Source organism: Microcoleus sp. CAWBG27 (assembly GCF_020883145.1).
GTDB lineage: Bacteria > Cyanobacteriota > Cyanobacteriia > Cyanobacteriales > Microcoleaceae > Microcoleus.
This window is the reverse complement of sequence record NZ_JAHREU010000010.1, coordinates 18,817-36,503: the sequence shown is the minus strand read 5'-3', so window position 1 is coordinate 36,503 and position 17,687 is coordinate 18,817. Positions and strand designations below refer to the sequence as shown.

Sequence of the window (17,687 nt, the reverse complement as noted above, 5' to 3'; positions counted from 1 at the left end):
TAGATACAAAAGTTTTTAGGCGATTGTTGACACCTAATTATGCAGCGGGCGTCCGAAACGCCGTTCAACAGTTGACAGTTGACAGTTGACAGTTGACAGAAGGAGAGCGACCTCTACGCTTCAGTCAGAGGATTGGAGTAATGAATAGTCTGATTTTAATTTCTCCCTCAAAGGCGGGCGGGCTTTCAACCAATTCTTTCTGGTAAGCTTTCGCCAAAACTTGGAATTAATTATTAAATTCTAGGATTCGGACGCGGTGGCGTCGAGGGATGTTTGCCCGGTCATTTCAGAACACAGGCTAATTTAGATAAATGTTCACAATCAAAAGAAAGTAATGGTATTAACGTCAGAGACAGGCGATCGCGATGACAGCGACTGCGAATTAATTTACGCTCCGGCTTCGATTCAACCTCACGGCATCCTGTTGGTGGTGGAATCTACTGTTTTGAAGATTTTGCAAGTTAGCAATAATACTTTTAAGGCGATCGGCATTTACCCGCAAGAACTTTTGGGCAAGTTTTTACATGGATTTGTCGAGACTGAGGAAATTAAGGCGATTCAAAAAGCTTTATGCGAAAACAGCAATCAAACTAACGATATCAGCTTATCATTCAAAATTCAAAACCGCAAGTCTTTTTTTCATGGGACGCTGTATCAATTAAGTTCGGTATTAATTTTTGAACTAGAGCAGGTTGTTTCCCCAAAAGCGAGCAATTATTTCAATTCTTATCATTTAGTCCAAAAGCCGATCGACAAAATCCACAACACGCCAAACCTGCAATTGCTGTGTCAGACAGTGGTAGAAGAGGTGCGGAGGATGATTGGGTTCGATCGGGCGATCGTCTATCAATTTGATGCCACAGGTGCGGGAAAAGTCGTCGCCGAAGATAAAGCAGAAAATTTGGCTTCTTTATTGGGAATGCACTATCCGGCTGCCGATATTCCCCCGCAGGCTAGAAAGCAGTTCACCATGAATTTAATTCGGTTTATTCCCGATCTTCACTATCAGGCTGTAGAACTAATTCCTGAGTGCAATCCGCTGACGGGGCGCCCCCTGGATCTGGCATTTTCTTTGTTGAGAACAGTTTCGCCTTGCCACGTTCAATATCTCAAGAATATGAACATTGGCGCTAGCATGACCGTGACATTAATCAAAGATCGAAAACTCTGGGGATTGATCGCCTGTCACCACCGAACACCAAAGTATATCAACTACGAAACCAGAACGGCTTGCGAACTGGTAGCAAAGTTTGTGAATCTAGAACTCAGCTACAAACAAGATAGCGAAGACTGGGACTATGCAATTAATTTAAAAGAAATTTGCCATAAATTTCTCAGGGAAATTTCTCAAGAAAACTCCTTTGTAGAAGGTTTACTTAAATCCCCAGATGAATTGCTGGCCTTAGTGGGCGCTACCGGTGGGGTTGTGTGTGCCAAGGAAAATTTGATCGCAATCGGAAAAACCCCGAAACTGGGAGAAATCGAAAACTTAATTGATTGGATAAAAACCAAAATAAATAAAAATGATGTTTTTTATACAGATTGTCTATCAAAACTGTATCCGCCTGCCGAAAAATTGAAAGAAGTCGCTGGCGGTTTGCTGGTGCTTGCCATGTCTGAGATTGAAAATTATTACATTTTGTGGTTCCGTCCCGAAGCAATTCAAACTGTCAACTGGGCAGGCAAACCAGATTGGCCAATTGAATTTAAACCAGATGGCACCCCATTGATGTCTCCTCGCACTTCCTTTGAGTTGTGGCAAGAAACTGTGAGGTCAAAATCTTTGCCTTGGCAGCCTTGCGAAATCGAAATTGCCCGAGAACTGCGAGTTGCTATTGCTAGCATTGAGTTGCGGAAAATCAACCAGCAGCTCAACTTAGCTTTGTCGGCTACCAAAATCGGATTTTGGGACTGGGACATACAGAAAAATCGCATGGTTTGGTCGAGGGAACATGAAGAGTTGTTTGGATTGGCGCCTGGAACTTTTGGCGGAACAGATCAAAGTTTTGCAGCTTGCATTCACCCGGAAGATTTAAAAGCTTTGGAGAATGCTAGGAATCAGGCCCTCGCGGAGCGATCGGATTTTTGTCACGAACACCGCGTGATTTGGCCCGACGGCAGCATTCACTGGATGGAGGGGAAAGGTAAGTTTTTTTATAGCGAAACGGGCGAAGCTGTGCGGATGGTGGGCACAGTTACAGAAATTAGCGATCGCAAAGCTAAAGAATTACAGTTGCGTTTGTTGGAATCAGTCATCACCACGACTAACGACGCGGTGTTAATTACCGAAGCTGAACCGATTGACGAACCGGGCCCGCGAATTCTGTATGTCAACCCAGCTTTCACGCGGATGACTGGCTATACGCTAGAAGAAGTTGTGGGCAAAACGCCGCGCATCTTGCAAGGAGCAAAAACAAATAGGGCAAGTCTCGATCGCATTCGGAGAGCTTTGAAAACCTGGCAGCCGGTGCGGGTTGACTTGATCAATTACCGCAAGGACGGGACGCAATTTTGGGTAGAATTGAGCATTGTGCCGATCGCAGATGAAACTGGTTGGTTTACCCATTGGGTGGCAGTGCAGCGCGACATTAGCGATCGCAAACAAGCTGAAGCCGCCCTCCAACAGCTCAACGAACTCTTAGAAATGCGAGTTTTGCAGCGCACCAGAGAACTAGAAATTTCTCAAACAGAACTGCGGGAAAGCGAAGCTTTATTTCGTTCTCTGAGCGAGAGTTCTCCTGTCGGCATCTTCAAAATAGATGCTGAGGGGAAATGTACCTATACAAATCCGCGCTGTCAAGCAATTGCTGGCTTCACAGCCGCAGAAGCTTTAGGAGACGGCTGGATGCGGTTTGTTCACCCCGAAGATATCAAACTAATTCAGTCTAAGTGGTCGGAATTGCGATCGCCAGATGAAGAATTTTCCTGCGAATTCCGCCACATCCAGCCAGACGGAACCATCCGGTTTGGTCGGGTAAAAACAGCTCCGATTTTTGCCGACCGATGTCAACTAATAGGTCACGTCGGCACAGTCACAGATATCACAGAAAGTCTGGCAATTGAAAAAATGAAAAATGAGTTTATTTCCATTGTCAGCCACGAACTGCGAACGCCGCTGACCTCAATTCGCGGTTCTTTAGGTTTGCTGGCGGCTGGGGTGCTCAAAGATCGACCGGAAACTGCCAAACAGATGTTAGAAATTGCGTCAAGCGATACCGAACGGTTAGTGCGTTTGGTCAACGATATTCTCGATTTAGAGCGACTCGATTCGAGCCAAGTTACCATTGTTAAGCAGTGGTGCGATGCACAGGTTTTGATGCGGAAGTCTGCGGAAGCTGTGATGTCTGTGGCTGCTGAAAATAAGATTGATTTGTCGATTTTGCCTTCGTCGGCACAAATTTGGGCTGACCCGGACAGGATTGTGCAACTGCTGGTAAATTTGTTGAGCAATGCGATTAAATTTTCGGCTCCGGGGTGTACAGTAACTGTCAGGGTTGAAGATTTGGGCGATTCCCTACGGGATAGCTACGCTTCACGGGTTTTATTTGAAGTCAAAGATCGAGGGAGGGGGATTCCTGCTGATAAATTAGAAACTATCTTTGGACGGTTTCAACAGGTCGATGGTTCTGACTCCCGCCAAAAAGGAGGTACGGGTTTGGGTTTGGCTATCTGTCGCAGCATCGTGCAGCAGCACGGCGGCAGAATTTGGGCCGAAAGTGTTGTCTCTGAAGGTACGAGTTTCTATTTCACAGTGCCTGCACCGTTGGAAGGCGAAGGGGGGAAAGGTTAGATTGCTGTCATAAGAAAAAGCGATTGCTAAGAGGGTGTTTGACAAGTCCTTGCGTTGGTATCAAAACACCCGATCCCCCTAGCCCCCTCCCGGGGGAACCAGAATCCGGCTCAAAGTCCCCCTTCTTAAGGGGGATGCGAGGGGGATCGGGTGTTAATTGTGACAACCTTTGACTTTTCAAACATCCTCTAAGGTTCCTCGCAACGCGAAATCGGTTTTGACATTGCTTGGTTCTTGGTAATGTACAGCCAGTGTATGAGCTTGGGAGGGTTAATTGGTGTCAATTTAAAGTTTTATTTATCAAGGATATTATGTTTGAAGATTAGGTCTCGATCGCCCGCAGTTCAACCGCCCTACTCCCGCAACGATTCGGCTAGGCGTTACTCACATTTTTTGTAACAATTTTGAAAGCCTTGTTATCTAAGGGTTTCAAGCTGATTTAATTCCACAAACCTTGAAAATAAGACGCTTGTCTTTCTTGAAAAAAACTTGAGTTGATTGAGAAATGGTCGATCGAGGAATGGGGTTTGATAGCTTAGCGAGCGATCGCTCTCGCCTTTGTTAAGAAAGATGTGAGTAACGCATAGCTTAAAAAGAGGGGACAAGATTGTTCTCTTTCGTTCCCCTTCTTAAGGGGGATGCCATAGGGTTCTTGCTTCGCTGATAAACGAGATATACAAAGGGTTTTATCCAGGTTGTTGACACAAATGGGGAGAGGTATATTTCAATACACTTGGGATCGGAGAGCCGGGAAGTCAAAACTATGAAAAATAGATACGCTCGATTGATTTCATAAAAGATCGCGTTCACGTATAGCGTTCGTATCTTCGGACAACTCCTAACCCAAGTCTATTGAGATATATTTAGATTTTTAAATTTTTGGTTTAAGTAGGTGCATCTCGTGTGGGTAAGGTAACTACTCAATAACCGCTGGTAATTTTAGAGAATCTAAATGATATCCAACGATTTCACTCTCGTTTGGGCGTGACTTTCTGCTAATTTACCAGCGGTTCCGCAGGCTTTTTCAGCGGTTATTGAGCAGTTACTGCGTAAGTCCTGTTTCGGTTGACCACAATTTATTTAAAATAAGGGTTTTAATTATGTCAGCAAAGCAGATTCTGGTAATCGATGACGAACAAAACCTCTGTAGCGTGATTCAGGCTTGTCTAGAACATTTAGGTGGCTGGAGAGTGCTGATTTCGCCCGAGGCCAGCAAAGGATTGGTTTTAGCTGAAACTCAAGTCCCTGATGCTATTCTACTCGATGTAATGATGCCCGATATGGACGGAGTTACTTTGTTTGGTTTGCTGCAAAAAAATGCGACTACTCGAGAGATTCCGGTGATTTTTCTGACGGCTAAGGTGCAGGCAATGGATTTGAACGAGTTTGCTGATTTGGGGGTAGCAGGGGTGATTGCCAAGCCTTTCGATCCTTTGAGTTTGGCGCAGCAAGTTGCCGGAATTCTGGGTTGGGAAACGTTGCTTTAAGCTGGGGAAAAATGCAAGACAAGACTCGGCGGTTTCAACGGCACGCCAAACAAACGAAGTGTCCTCGGCCGACAAATTAATTAAGACTCTTGCTAAAATATCGCAATTATCTTGGTGAACCGGCTTTCTGCGTCCAGGAAAGTCCGAGTTTTCCGGGTGTTTTCAGAATTTCCTCATTTTTTTGATTTAGCTTTGAGATCGATCGGTGATTGGTTACTTCCAACCCTGATTCCCTAGAAGTTTCAGAGATAACCTCAGGGACTCGGGGTCTTTTGTTGCCCGTAAAGTCGATCGGCTTTCTGCGTATTTATACTTATATTAGTGTTATATAAATTACAGATTGTTGCTCGATCGACCAAATGGTTTAAGCCATACTCCCTAATACAGCGAAGTTGGTAGGGAAAAACCCGGTTTCTGCCTAAGTGTTATAATCCATGCTTTGAGCAAAATATATTGATTTAAAACAATGACGATCTTCATAATTTCCTCATATTTTTTAGATAATGTTTATCCCAGGTTCTTCAAGTGAAGGTCGCACTCTCAGTAGCATCCGGCTGCCAAAAAACGAACCTGTTGTCAGGAGAGTTTGGTGAGTGACGGTACTTTTGATTGAGGAGTGCGACAACACAACCAACCTGAATCAATCAGGGGTTAGGCACTGCATACTAACCAAACTGGGTTTTTCAACCGGAAAAAACTGGTTTCGGTGCAAGTATTCTAAGTGTTGGCAGGAAAAATCAATCAAAAATAAATTAATAACTGAGGATGTGATTCGTGCTGTCGAATAACGTCGAGAAAATAATAAGGTCATTTTGTCAACAGCCAAACTCGCAATTGCGACGAATAGGCAAAGCGAAGTCTGATTCAACAGTTGACAGTTGACAGTTGACAGTTGACAGTTGACAGTTTAAAAGCGACCTCTACCTAGAAGTCAGAGGATTGGAGTAATGAATAGTCTGATTTTAATTTCTCCCTCAAAGGGAGAGGCTTTCAACCAATTCTTTCTGGTAAGTTTTTTAAAGAGTGTGGAGATTTCTCAAATGTCATATCAGCTATCTTCTCAAGGTAACAACCAAATCTTGTGCTATTACGCCAATACTACTAACCAAATTCAGGTTTTACGGATTGGAAACATTCCTAACTGGTACTTTGAAAGAGTGATGTTTCCGGGGCAGCAAATGATGTTTGAAGCTGCGGGAACAGCAGTATTAGAAATTCATACAGGCGCGGTGGCAAGTGCTATTTTATCGGACAATATTCCCTGCTACGTGCTGCGGGTTATAGAAGAGGTAAGTTCTGAGTTCGATCGGGTTATTCCGGAAGCAAAATATGCGGTATTAGCGCGCTAAAGTTCCGAAGAAATGAGACGAACTGGATCGGGGGCAACAAATATCTAAGTTCAGTAGTATTTGGGAAATTGGGAAAATGCAGAAAAATCTTGTCAATATCACCTTGGGCGTAGTCACAGAGGAAGTAGAAATTATCTTGGGATCTTATCCCAACCATCCCCACCAACAGGTTTTTTCACACTCGGGCTTGCGGCAGGATTTAATTGCTTACGTGCTGAGCAGAGTTCCTAATAAATATACTGCGATCGACTCCGGCGAGTCTGTGTCGAACCAGACAATTCAGGTTCGCTGTTCTTCAGAACAGTTGCTACAGATAGAAAATTTGATTCATGCTGGCATTTGCGACTTGCTGCATTCCTATCAGAAGGTAGATTATCGCGTTTGGGAAGAAGTTAAATTCGATTCTAGAGTTGCTAGTTGGTTTAGATAGTTTGTGGCAATTGAGGGAGATGCCGAGAGCCTCGGCACTCTCGATCGCCCGATCGAGCTAAAATTGTCTGTACGCAGAGGTTGCATTCAACACTTTTGGTAATCGCGGCAGCCCTCGCAGGGGCCATTGGGGTTGACAGCACAGCGCAGAATTTCCGATCGAGCGTTAAAGTGGCAGCTAGCAACTCCGATAACCCAGATGCCGCTGACAAATGTTCTTTCCATCGGCGGTGTGGCAGACTGTACGTACAAGGCAATTTTTTGCAGTTGGTAGCGCCCGAATTTGAGTTGATAGCGGTGGTGGCGTTCCAAGACAGCGTAGGTTTTTCCCTCTAAATCCAGATAGTTCCCCGGTTGCGGCGTCCAATCTAGCCGAATGCTCCCTAGGGATTGGCGGGGGTGAGAGAGAATCACCTCTACGGGTAAAGTATTTTGTTCCATGTGGCGGTGCGGCAAGCGAGTACAAGCTGATGGTATCGCAATCGCAGGTTCGATCGAGAGGCGGTGGAGATTCTCAACTCAATTTTAAGGGTTTGGGGGACTTGGGGTGCGATCGGTTTGGTTCGATCGTTCGGACTTCAGTCCTCTGATTTTATGAGGACTGAAGTCCGAACGATCGAACCTTTAACGGCATTTTATGAAATCAAAATCCCCAAAAATAATTCATTCCTTCCATGATTCCCCCAGCGCAAGCAGAGCCAGCTAAATAATGATTTGTTGTGCCATATTTGCGATGCCATGCTAAGAGTTCTGACATAGCGTTAGCAACGATTATTCCCCGAACATCCTGTTCAAACATACTAATATCATTGCCAGAATCGCCGCAAACTAATGTTGCGTCCGATGGAATTTGGAGGTGCTGTTGTAAATAAGTTAGGGCATTGCCTTTATTGCTAGTTTTTGGTAAGATATCTAGATCGCGATTGCTGCTAAAAATGATTTGAGCTGCTAGTCCCGATGTAGTTAATTTTTGCTGCAATTCCTGGAGAATCGAGCTGTTGTCTGCTTCGGGTTCCAGACAATAACTGATTTTCCAAGGATTTTGTTCTGTTAGGGATTGGGGTTTAAGCTGCTTAAACTGTTGAGCTAAAGAGGCGATCGCAATTTTATCCCAGTTTTGAGAAATATATTCCGCCCAATCTAAATCGAGGGTAGCATTTTGGTAAATCTCGCTGCCTACACCTGCGATCGTATAGTCGGGGGCTAGCAGTTGCTTTTGGGAAATTAACTCGCAGGTTGAAGCATGGGAACGCCCGGTAGCGTAAACTAAACAAATTTGCGATCGCTTTGATTGCAAGTGCTGGTTTAAAAGTTGAGTTGCTTCGTCATCTCCGACTAATGTGTTGTCTAAATCTGTCACTAATAAGAATTTCATTTTGATAATTGTTCAGTTGACTGTTGACTGTTGACTGTTGACTGTTGACTGTTGACAAAGGAAGGAAGAGGATTGGAGTAATCAATAGTCTGATTTTAATTTTTCCCGATCGGGGTTGGGGCTTTCAACCAATTCTTTCTGGTAATTCCTTAATTATCAGAATAAAATTATAGCGGTTCTCAAAAAAGTGAGATATGCCCAATGCCCAATGCCCAATGCCCAATGCCCAATGCCCAATGCCCAATGCCCAGTGCAGCGATGCCCAATGCCCAGTGCCCAATGCCCTATGCCCAATGCCCAATGCCCAATGCCCAATGCCCTATGCCCAATGCCCATTAGTACCTCATCTTTTAGCTGCGGGAGTCTGTAGCGAGAAAACGCGGGTAGGGGTTGAGGTGGAAGTGTCGCAGCTATCGGGGAGAAGGCTGGCGGATTGATTGATTGATTGATTGATTGATTGATTGAATTGTCGATCGAGCTTTATGACAAGATACAGCAAAGGGCGATCGCAGCAACAGCCCCAAAAGTAAGGGGGGCAATTCGTGAATTGCCCCCAAATGAGTTAGAAATTGCAAACTTTCCTCAGTCTGAAAAAGCTACTGAAGTCGGTACAGTGCCAACATTAGCAGCCAGACTGACACCTCTGATCTCCTTAGTATACAACAAGACGCGACAGAAGTCATAGGATTTGAGATTTTAGATTTGGGAATGACTGATATGGTGTTCGCTGGATTAACCGCACTACAAACCATTTTTTCTCGTAGTGCGGACTTCATATCGTTTCCGGTTGCATCGGAATGATTTAACCGCGAAGGCGCAAAGGACGCAAAGGAAGAGAAGAGAGAGATTAATACAGGACGATGAAGGGCGGATTTGATATCAGTCCGTAAAATGCTGCGGACTGAAGTCCGCACTACAAACCTTTTTTGTTATGGTAATCGATCGGACATGATATGATTAGTATCTGTAGGCTGCGTCGCAGAAATATCGTATCAAAAAAAGATCGAAAATCGAGCGACGCAAAGCGCGAAAATATTTGATAAAACAACTCTCCATTTCACTTGGTCTAAAGTTTGTGTTTGTTGTAGCAAGAATTTTTTTTGCTTGGTATTTAGAGCGACAATTGTACAAAGTGGAAGATACGAGCTTATTTGATTGGAAGTTCGATGATAAATTCAGTGCCTTTCCCCGGTTCCGAGAGGCACTGCAATTTACCTTTGTGTTTTTCAACCACAATTTGATGCGAAATTGACAAGCCCAAACCTGTGCCTTTACCTACGGGTTTTGTGGTAAAAAATGGGTCAAATAAACGCATGATATTATCTTGGGGAATTCCCGGGCCGTTGTCTGAGATGCGAATACAAATTCTATTGTTATCAATCATTTCTGTTTTGATGGTGATTGTTGGAAAACTTGAATTGGGGGTATTTGTGGCTGGGCTGCTGCTTTCTTCTAAAGCGTCGATTGCATTTGCCAAGATATTCATAAATACCTGATTGAGTTGTCCGGGATGGCATGGTATTTTTGGCAGTTCTCCGTATTCTTTAATCACTTCAATCCCCTGCCAGTGTGCCTTGGCTTTCAGCCTGCTGTTCAACATTAACAAGGTACTTTCTAAACCTTCGTGAAGGTCGGCAGGCTTGAATTTAGCTTCGTCTGCCCGGGAAAAATTGCGGAGGGTTTGAATGATTTCTACAATTCGATCGCATCCTGTGTGCATCGAATTTAGCAACTTTGGCAGGTCTTCTGCTAAAAATTCTAAGTCTATATCTTCAGCTTGTTTCTGAATTTTGGCTGGGGGATTCGGCAATTCTTCTCGATACATCTGCACGATGTCTAGCAAGTCGAGAACGTAGCCGCGGACGTGGCAGAGGTTGCCGGCGACAAAGCCAACTGGGTTGTTAATTTCGTGGGCAATTCCTGCTAGCACTTGTCCGAGGGAAGACATTTTTTCGGTTTGGACTAACTGCATTTGAGTTTGTTGCAATTCGCGCAAAGCTGCTTGCAATTCCTGGGATTTTTGTCGATCGCGATCGGCAGCAGCAGCCCGTTCTTCCTCAACTCCGATCGCCCCAGCGATAATTCCGATCAGCTTGCAGTCGGCTTCTGTGGGTGCGATCGACTCGGTGTAGATTACGCACACCACACCTACGTAATTCTCTCCCAGCCTGACTGCTTGTCCCAGATAGCTTTTGAGTTGGTAGCGGATGACAGCGGGATCGATTTGGGCGTAGATAGTGTTCTGCAAGTCAGGAATGACCACAGCCCGATCGCTGGATTGGTGGCAGACATCGGTGCAGACATGGCCTTCGGCGCGATCGACCTCTGGGTAATCGGGCGGCGCTTGCCAAGTCGCGATCGCGCGCAGCAGCCCCCCACCGACGTGGCTGTAGATGGCGCTGCTGCCGCCCAAAAGCTCGCCGGCTAAGGATGTCAGGCGCTGAATGTTGTCGGCGGCGTCGGTGGTGAATCCCAAAAAGCACTCGTTGATTTTGCTGAGGCGGTACTCTGCTTGTCTGCGCGCCGTCATGTCGCGAGAGTTGATCGCAATTCCGTTCACAGCGGGGTCTGCTAGCAAGTTGATGCCGACTCCTTCGAGAAAACACCAAGAACCGTCAGGGCGCCGGAACCGACCTTTAAGGGCGATCGGATCGCCGGGATTTGCGAGCAGTTTTTCGCCGTCGGAAATCGCCGAGGGCAGGTCATCAGGGTGAATGAAATCGAGGGCAATTTGACCGATGAGTTCCTCTGGTTCGTAGTCCAAGACTGTTTCTACAGAAGGGCTTTCGTAAACAATGCGACCGCAGGCGTCGAGAATGGTTATGATGTCGGAACTGTTGAGAATTAGCGATCGCCACTTAGCTTCATTTTGCAGTAAAGCTGATTCGGCAAGTTTGCGATCGGTAATATCCTCTACCATTTCCAAAATAAACTGTGGCGTTTTGAGACTGCTGTGGATGACAGAGGCGCTGAGGCGTCCCCACCTGATGCTGCCGTCTGGGCGGAGGTAGCGCTTCTCGATTTGGTAAGCTTCGCGCGATCCTGAGGCCAACTGTTGGCGCAAGTGGCGATCGGACTTTGCGTCTTCCGGATGCGCCCAGTCGTCGATGCCGGCGCCGCGCAGTTGGGCTTCCGATCGCCCCAGCATAGCTTGAAATGCCGGATTAGTCGCGATCGCCACGCCTTCGAGGGTAGCCACTGTCATGCCGATCGCAGCGCGTTCAAAAATTGCCCGAAACCGCTGTTCGCTGTCCCGCAAAGCTGCCTCTGCTTCGACTTCCTGAGTAATGTCCCGCCCCGCCACTGCCATGCCTTTACGGGAACCGTCGGGGTTAAACAGAGGCACTTTCCGCACTTCAAACCAATTGCTGCCGCCTGTAGGTAAGGAGACAACTTGGCGGGTGCAAGTCAGAGTACCCGCTTCCCAGGTAGTTTCCTCGGTTTCTTGCCAAGTTAGCAGGATTTCTCTGACTCTCGGATCGGCAGTAGCAGCAAGTTCGGCGGTAGTTTTGCCCTGGTAGTCGGAGGTTTCCCAGCCCAAAAGTTGGAGGGCGCAGTCGTTAGCAATCAGCCAGCGCCCCTCGCTGTCTGTGAGGTTGAGGGCGTCGGGTACGGCATCGATCGCGGTTTTCAGCCAATATTCTCGATCGCGCAGGGCTGCTTCAGCGCGCTTGCGATCGGCGATTTCGGCGACGGTTCCTTCGTAGTAAAGGAGTTCGCCATTTTCGCCCTCAACTTCGCGCACGTTTTCCGAGATCCAGGTAGTGCTGCCGTCCCGGCGGAGTATGCAGGACTCAAACTCTTTCAGGGAGCCTTTTTTGGTAATAGTAGCGACGAATTGAGCGCGGCGGGTGCGATCGACATAAAGGTTTGTTGCCGAACATTTTGCGATCAGTTCTGCTGGGGAGTCGTAGCCGTAGATGCGGGCGAGTGCCGGGTTGGCGCTGAGGTAGCGCCCGTCTGGGGTGATTTGAAATATGCCTTCGGTGGCGTTTTCAAAGATGCTGCGGTATTTTGCCTCGGCTTGTTTGAGAGATTCTTCTGCTTGAATGCGATCGGTGATCTCAGCTTGGACGCCGATGAAGTGGGTAACGGTGCCGCTGCTATCGCGCACCGGTGAGATGGTGAGTTCGTTCCAGAAGGGGGTGCCGTCTTTGCGGTAGTTTTTGAGAACTACTTTGCAGTCGTGTTGTTCTCGCAGGGCTGCGCGGATGCGATCGAGGGCTGCGCGATCGGTATCGGGGCCTTGCAGGAAACGGCAGTTGTGTCCGATGATTTCGCTGCGATCGTAGCCTGTAATCTTCTCGAAGGCTGGGTTGCAGTAGACGATTGGGTTGTCCGGCAGCGTAGCGTCCGCGATCGCGATACCGTTGCTGGTAGCTGCCAGGGCGCGATCGTACAGCCTCCATACTTCTTCTATTAAATTCGGTGCATTGGGGCCGGTACGATTCGGCGATAGATTGTCAAAAGGAATACTTATATCGATCTGCATAAGTTTTTATAGATTGAGTTTATTATCGATCGCGATCGGCAGCATACCCTGCAATATTAACAAAAATTTCCTATTTTCTTATATAGCCTTTCTCAAAAAGATGAGGTATGACTGACAGCTTACATAACCGCTTAAATGTATAGGGTTCTCTTCCCAACAACGTCCGCGAATATGAGAGCTAGATCCGCTATATGTCGAAGTTACAAAGTCATTCTCCAAAATTTATGCATTAAATTATACCAACAATAAATCAGTGTGCCGGGTTTTTCTTGCCTTCTACCTTGTACTTTTTGCATTCAAAAGACTCTTACCCGTTAACTTATAATAGTTGTTGTCGCGCCTTCTCTATCTCTGGTATAGTTTATACCATTTGAGATTTTAGACTTTAGATTGGGACTTGCTGATGAATCTCGCAGTTGGGAGTTTACCTACAGTTGCATTCATTTTTAAAACTAATATTAATTAACAGCGTTTAGTCGGCTTACTGCTGCCGGCAATAAAGTTTTACCTCTAGATCCAAAATAGAGACTCCGGCTCTAGTGAAATATTTTTAATTAAATTTTTTTTAGTTGTTAAACGATCCAAACTATTCTCAAAAAAACCGAGTCAAGATTAATTTTGAACGATCGCAGCCAGTTCCGAAATATCATCGATCGCAAAAGTCGGTGCTAGGGCGAGACACTCAGCGCGATCGCCATATCCGTAAGCCGCCCAACAAACATCTATCCCAGCATTTTTAGCAAACAGCAAATCAACCGCTGTATCGCCAACCATTAACATTTGACTGTTATCCAAATCCGGGAACAGCGGTTTAATTATCGAGTGGAAAACACTCGGATTTGGCTTTTGAATAATTTGTCCGTCATCACCTAAAATTAAATCAAAAAAACCGTTAATTCTCAACTTTTCCAGGAACAAATTAACAAAATTAACGTGTTTGTTGCTGAAAACTCCCAGACTCAATTCTGACTTACTTGCTACCTGCAATACTTGCTTTGTCCCGGGAAATAAATCAAGCTGCTTTTCACCTTCCGTCCGATAATAAGAGCGGTAAGTTTCAACCCATTCCGGAATTGCGCTTTCCTCGATCGCCGGATGGAGGATTTTGAAAGTATTTGGTAAATTAATGCCGATCGTCGCTTGAATTATCTCTGCCTCAGGCGGTATGTTACCAAAACTTTCAAAAGTTTTAGTAATGCAAGATATAATGGCTCTATGAGTAATTGCCAAAGTGCCGTCGAAGTCGAAAATAATTAACTTGTACTGACTCATATTCAAAATTCCCTAGATAGCAACATGAGGCTGAAAACGATGATACAATAGAATTGTCAATCTATAAATAACAATAAACGGGTTGCATCGGGAGTTTGGGAAATATATCGCTCCGGGGCGAAGCATGACCGCAGTGAATATGAGATTATAACTAATAACTTATATGCGGTCATGCTTCTTCAGGCTTCAAAGTTGAGATGCACCCAATAAACCAGTATACTATTACTCAATTAAGTAATGTGTGCTGGCAATTACATTTTTCCCAATTACCGATTACCAATCCTGCCGAATTTAAGTGAATGCCGATAATCTTTCAACATTCAAGAGGTCAATATGAGTGTCACCGAAAAAACCGAACTTCTAGTAACAGATTTTACAGAATTTCCCGACCACACTCAATTACCCGACTCCGACGGTACTTTTGTGAAAAACTTTCAAGAACTTCCTCAAAGCATCCTGCTAACAACATCTGTTCGACCCATTTTAGACCAAATTCATCCCGACGGACAATACTGCATCGGTCAAGATTCAGGTATTTATTGGCGAGTAGCGCAACCCCCAGAACCGCCCGAAAAAGGAGCCGAAGCACCAGATTGGTTTTACGTCCCCGACGTGCCGCCAACTCTCGACGGAAATATGCGGCGTTCCTATGTGATGTGGAAAGAATTAATACCGCCGTTAATTATACTAGAATTTGTTTCTGGAGATGGAAGCGAAGAAAGAGATAAGACTCCCAGAAAGGGGAAGTTCTGGATTTACGAGCGGATTATTAGACCTGCTTTTTACGCGATTTATGAAGTTAAAAAAGCCCAAGTTGAAGTCTATCATTTAGTCGAAGACCGCTTCGAGTTAGCCGCACCAAATAATCGCGGACATTACCCGATCGCACAAATAGGAGTAGAATTAGGCATTTGGCAAGGAGTTTATCAGGGCGTAGAACTGCCTTGGCTGCGCTGGTGGGATGACTTGGGGACTTTGCTGTTGGCGGCGGAGGAACAGGCAGAAAAAGAACGACAAAGGCGCATAGAAGCTGAGTTGCGAATTCAAGCTTTGGAAGCGCGTTTGCGAGAGTTAGAAGGCAGATAATCAGTTGACAGTTGACAGTTGACAGTTGACAGCTATAGCAGTCCTAAATCATTTGCATAATTTTTGTAGGGTTCTTAAAGACCCTGGTTCCCCGGATAGATAAGGGGTAGGCACGGGGGCACTACCCCTACAAATCTTCATCAATCATTTAGGATTGCTATATGGCAATTCTAAATCATTTCCAATCTTCGGGTGTGAAATTAACTCCGGTTTGCAGTCAGGACTTCAGTCCTTAAGAGCAGAGCATCAAGGACTAAAGTCCTTACTACAAACATTTTTTGTTTGCTTGATTTCAAGCACCGATCGCAATTGCTAGAATCAAGAGGGCGGGTTTATTAAATTATTTTTTTTGATTCGTAAATGGCTGTAAAACTAGCCCCTACGCACATATTTTTTGTGGTTCAGCTAATTTCTAGTATGGAAAATTTAAAAATAATCGCTTGTAATCCAGAAGCTGCTTGTATTATTTGATAAGTATTTTGTAGCTTTGTGTAAGTCCTATGGCACTAATTGTTCAGAAATATGGCGGAACATCGGTTGGTACAGTCGATCGCATTTTAGAAGTAGCCCGACGAGTTGTCAAAACAGTACAGCTTGGAAACTCCCTCGTCGTCGTACTTTCGGCAATGGGGAAAACGACTGACGGTTTAGTGAAACTCGCTAAGGAAATTTCCCCAAATCCCAACAAACGGGAAATGGATATGTTGCTTTCCACTGGGGAACAAGTATCGATCGCACTTTTGAGTATGGCATTGCAGGAACTCGGACAACCCGCCATTTCCCTCACCGGCGCCCAAGTGGGGATTGTCACCGAAGCCGCCCACACCCGCGCCCGGATTTTGCGAATCGATCCGGCGCGCATGGAAACCCAGTTAAATAGCGGAAAAGTTGTCGTCGTTGCCGGTTTTCAAGGCATCGCCGACGCCGGAGAATTGGAAATCACCACCTTGGGGCGCGGCGGTTCCGACACCACAGCAGTAGCCCTCGCCGCAGCCTTGCGCGCCGATAGGTGCGAAATTTATACCGACGTGCCCGGAATTCTAACTACAGATCCGCGCTTGGTAGCCGACGCGCAATTGATGGATGAGATCACCTGCGACGAAATGCTGGAATTAGCGAGTTTGGGTGCAAAAGTCCTGCATCCGCGCGCCGTAGAGATTGCCAAAAATTACGGCGTCCCCCTGGTAGTGCTGTCTAGCTGGAGTGACGCCCCCGGTACCCGCGTGGTGTCGCCTCCCCCCCAACCGCGTCCTTTAGAGGGCTTAGAGCTCGCAAAAGCAGTCGATGCGGTGGAATTTGACTTGGATCAGGCGGGCGTATCGCTGTTGCGTTTGCCCGATCGCCCGGGAGTAGCAGCGCGCTTGTTCGGTGCGATCGCGCAACAACACCTCGATGTAGACTTAATTATCCAATCAATTCACGAAGGAAATACGAACGATATCGCCTTTACAGTCAGGCGAAATTCCCTGAATCAAGCTGTCGCGGTTGCAGATGCAATTGTCCCCGCCTTGGGTAAAAATTCTCGCCCAGAATTGGGGGAACCAGAAGTAAAAGCAGAGGAACGACCCATAGCTAAAGTTAGCATTGCCGGTGCCGGAATGATCGGGAGGCCGAGGGTAGCAGCCGAGATGTTTAAGACTTTAGCGGATGCGGGAATTAACATTCAGATGATTTCCACTTCCGAGGTCAAGGTTAGTTGTACGATCGATGCTGCGGAGTGCGATCGGGCAGTTGCCGAACTCTGCAAAGCATTTGATGTCGCCAACTCCCCTATCGGGCTGCATTCCTCATCGAACAAACCGCCCGCAGTGCGCGCCGTAGCGTTGGATCTCAATCAAGCGCGTCTCGCAATTCGCCAATTGCCCGATCGGCCCGGAGTAGCAGCAAAACTGTTCGGACTGTTAGCCGAAGAAAACATCAGCGTAGATACAATCATTCAATCGCAACGCTGCCACAATATCGACGGCATCTTAACACGGGACATAGCATTTACCGTAGCACAAATAGACGCCGCCGCAGCAAAAACAGTCCTAGAAAAATCAGCAGTTGAATTCGGATGGGGCGAAGTAGCAGTCGATACAGAAATCGCTAAAGTTAGCGTAGTAGGTTCCGCCATGGTACTGCATCCGGGAGTAGCGGCGAAGATGTTTGAAGCGCTTTCCGAGCACAACATCAACATTCAAATGATTGCCACTTCTGAGATTAAGATTAGCTGCGTTGTGGATGAAGCCCAAGGTGTCACAGCTTTGAAAGCAATTCACGCCGTGTTTGAGCTTTCGGGGAGTGAAAGAATCCAAGTTCCCGCCTGATAAAGGTTCGGACTCAGGACTTTAGTCCTTTCTTACAGGTTTGTAGTAAGGACTTCAGTCCTACTTTTTTATGAACTAGCAACAAAAGTTCTTACTGC

The 17,687-nt window shown here is 46.2% G+C and carries 12 protein-coding genes; 8 read left to right on the top strand and 4 right to left on the bottom strand.

Going from position 1 to position 17,687, the window contains the following annotated elements; all coding sequences use genetic code 11:
- Window positions 1–334: 334 nt before the first annotated feature.
- The 4 genes from QZ938_RS08275 (at window position 335) to QZ938_RS08260 (ending at window position 7,056) form a co-directional block, all read left to right on the top strand.
- Window positions 335–3,790 (top strand): PAS domain S-box protein, encoded by a 3,456-nt coding sequence (locus tag QZ938_RS08275; RefSeq protein ID WP_293154429.1) that lies wholly within the window; start codon window positions 335–337, stop codon window positions 3,788–3,790.
- A gap of 1,100 nt (window positions 3,791–4,890) precedes the next feature.
- The gene (locus QZ938_RS08270) at window positions 4,891–5,277 is read left to right on the top strand and encodes a response regulator (RefSeq protein WP_293154432.1); all 387 of its coding nucleotides are present in this window, start codon (window positions 4,891–4,893) and stop codon (window positions 5,275–5,277) included.
- Window positions 5,278–6,224: 947 nt separating this feature from the next.
- Complete coding sequence (locus QZ938_RS08265; RefSeq protein ID WP_293350684.1) at window positions 6,225–6,626, top strand: DUF1830 domain-containing protein; 402 nt, start codon at window positions 6,225–6,227, stop codon at window positions 6,624–6,626.
- 76 nt (window positions 6,627–6,702) lie between these two features.
- Window positions 6,703–7,056 (top strand): hypothetical protein, encoded by a 354-nt coding sequence (locus QZ938_RS08260; protein ID WP_293154438.1) that lies wholly within the window; start codon window positions 6,703–6,705, stop codon window positions 7,054–7,056.
- Between the two features lie 86 nt (window positions 7,057–7,142).
- Here the strand turns inward: QZ938_RS08260 and QZ938_RS08255 are convergent, their stop codons facing one another.
- Both QZ938_RS08255 and QZ938_RS08250 read right to left on the bottom strand, forming a co-directional pair.
- On the bottom strand, window positions 7,143–7,496 hold the full coding sequence (locus QZ938_RS08255; RefSeq protein ID WP_293350681.1) for a DUF6464 family protein: 354 nt from the start codon (window positions 7,494–7,496) through the stop codon (window positions 7,143–7,145).
- Window positions 7,497–7,698: 202 nt separating this feature from the next.
- A complete protein-coding gene (locus QZ938_RS08250; protein ID WP_293154444.1) occupies window positions 7,699–8,430 on the bottom strand; it encodes a sucrose-phosphate phosphatase in 732 nt (243 codons plus the stop codon).
- Between the two features lie 194 nt (window positions 8,431–8,624).
- On the opposite strand from QZ938_RS08250, the gene QZ938_RS08245 reads away from it, so the two are divergent.
- On the top strand, window positions 8,625–8,867 hold the full coding sequence (locus QZ938_RS08245) for a hypothetical protein (RefSeq protein ID WP_293350676.1): 243 nt from the start codon (window positions 8,625–8,627) through the stop codon (window positions 8,865–8,867).
- 20 nt (window positions 8,868–8,887) lie between these two features.
- Complete coding sequence (locus QZ938_RS08240) at window positions 8,888–9,115, top strand: hypothetical protein (protein WP_293350671.1); 228 nt, start codon at window positions 8,888–8,890, stop codon at window positions 9,113–9,115.
- 462 nt (window positions 9,116–9,577) lie between these two features.
- On the opposite strand, the gene QZ938_RS08235 is transcribed toward QZ938_RS08240, so the two are convergent.
- Together QZ938_RS08235 and QZ938_RS08230 are read right to left on the bottom strand one after the other, a co-directional pair.
- Window positions 9,578–12,922, bottom strand: a complete 3,345-nt coding sequence (locus QZ938_RS08235) for a PAS domain S-box protein (RefSeq protein ID WP_293350666.1) — start codon at window positions 12,920–12,922, stop codon at window positions 9,578–9,580.
- 612 nt (window positions 12,923–13,534) lie between these two features.
- The gene (locus tag QZ938_RS08230; RefSeq protein WP_293350663.1) at window positions 13,535–14,194 is read right to left on the bottom strand and encodes an HAD family hydrolase; all 660 of its coding nucleotides are present in this window, start codon (window positions 14,192–14,194) and stop codon (window positions 13,535–13,537) included.
- Window positions 14,195–14,527: 333 nt separating this feature from the next.
- On the opposite strand from QZ938_RS08230, the gene QZ938_RS08225 reads away from it, so the two are divergent.
- Window positions 14,528–15,280, top strand: coding sequence for a Uma2 family endonuclease (locus QZ938_RS08225; RefSeq protein ID WP_293154456.1), 753 nt, complete (start codon window positions 14,528–14,530; stop codon window positions 15,278–15,280).
- A 500-nt stretch (window positions 15,281–15,780) separates the two neighbouring features.
- Window positions 15,781–17,589 (top strand): aspartate kinase, encoded by a 1,809-nt coding sequence (locus QZ938_RS08220; RefSeq protein WP_293350660.1) that lies wholly within the window; start codon window positions 15,781–15,783, stop codon window positions 17,587–17,589.
- Window positions 17,590–17,687: the final 98 nt, after the last annotated feature.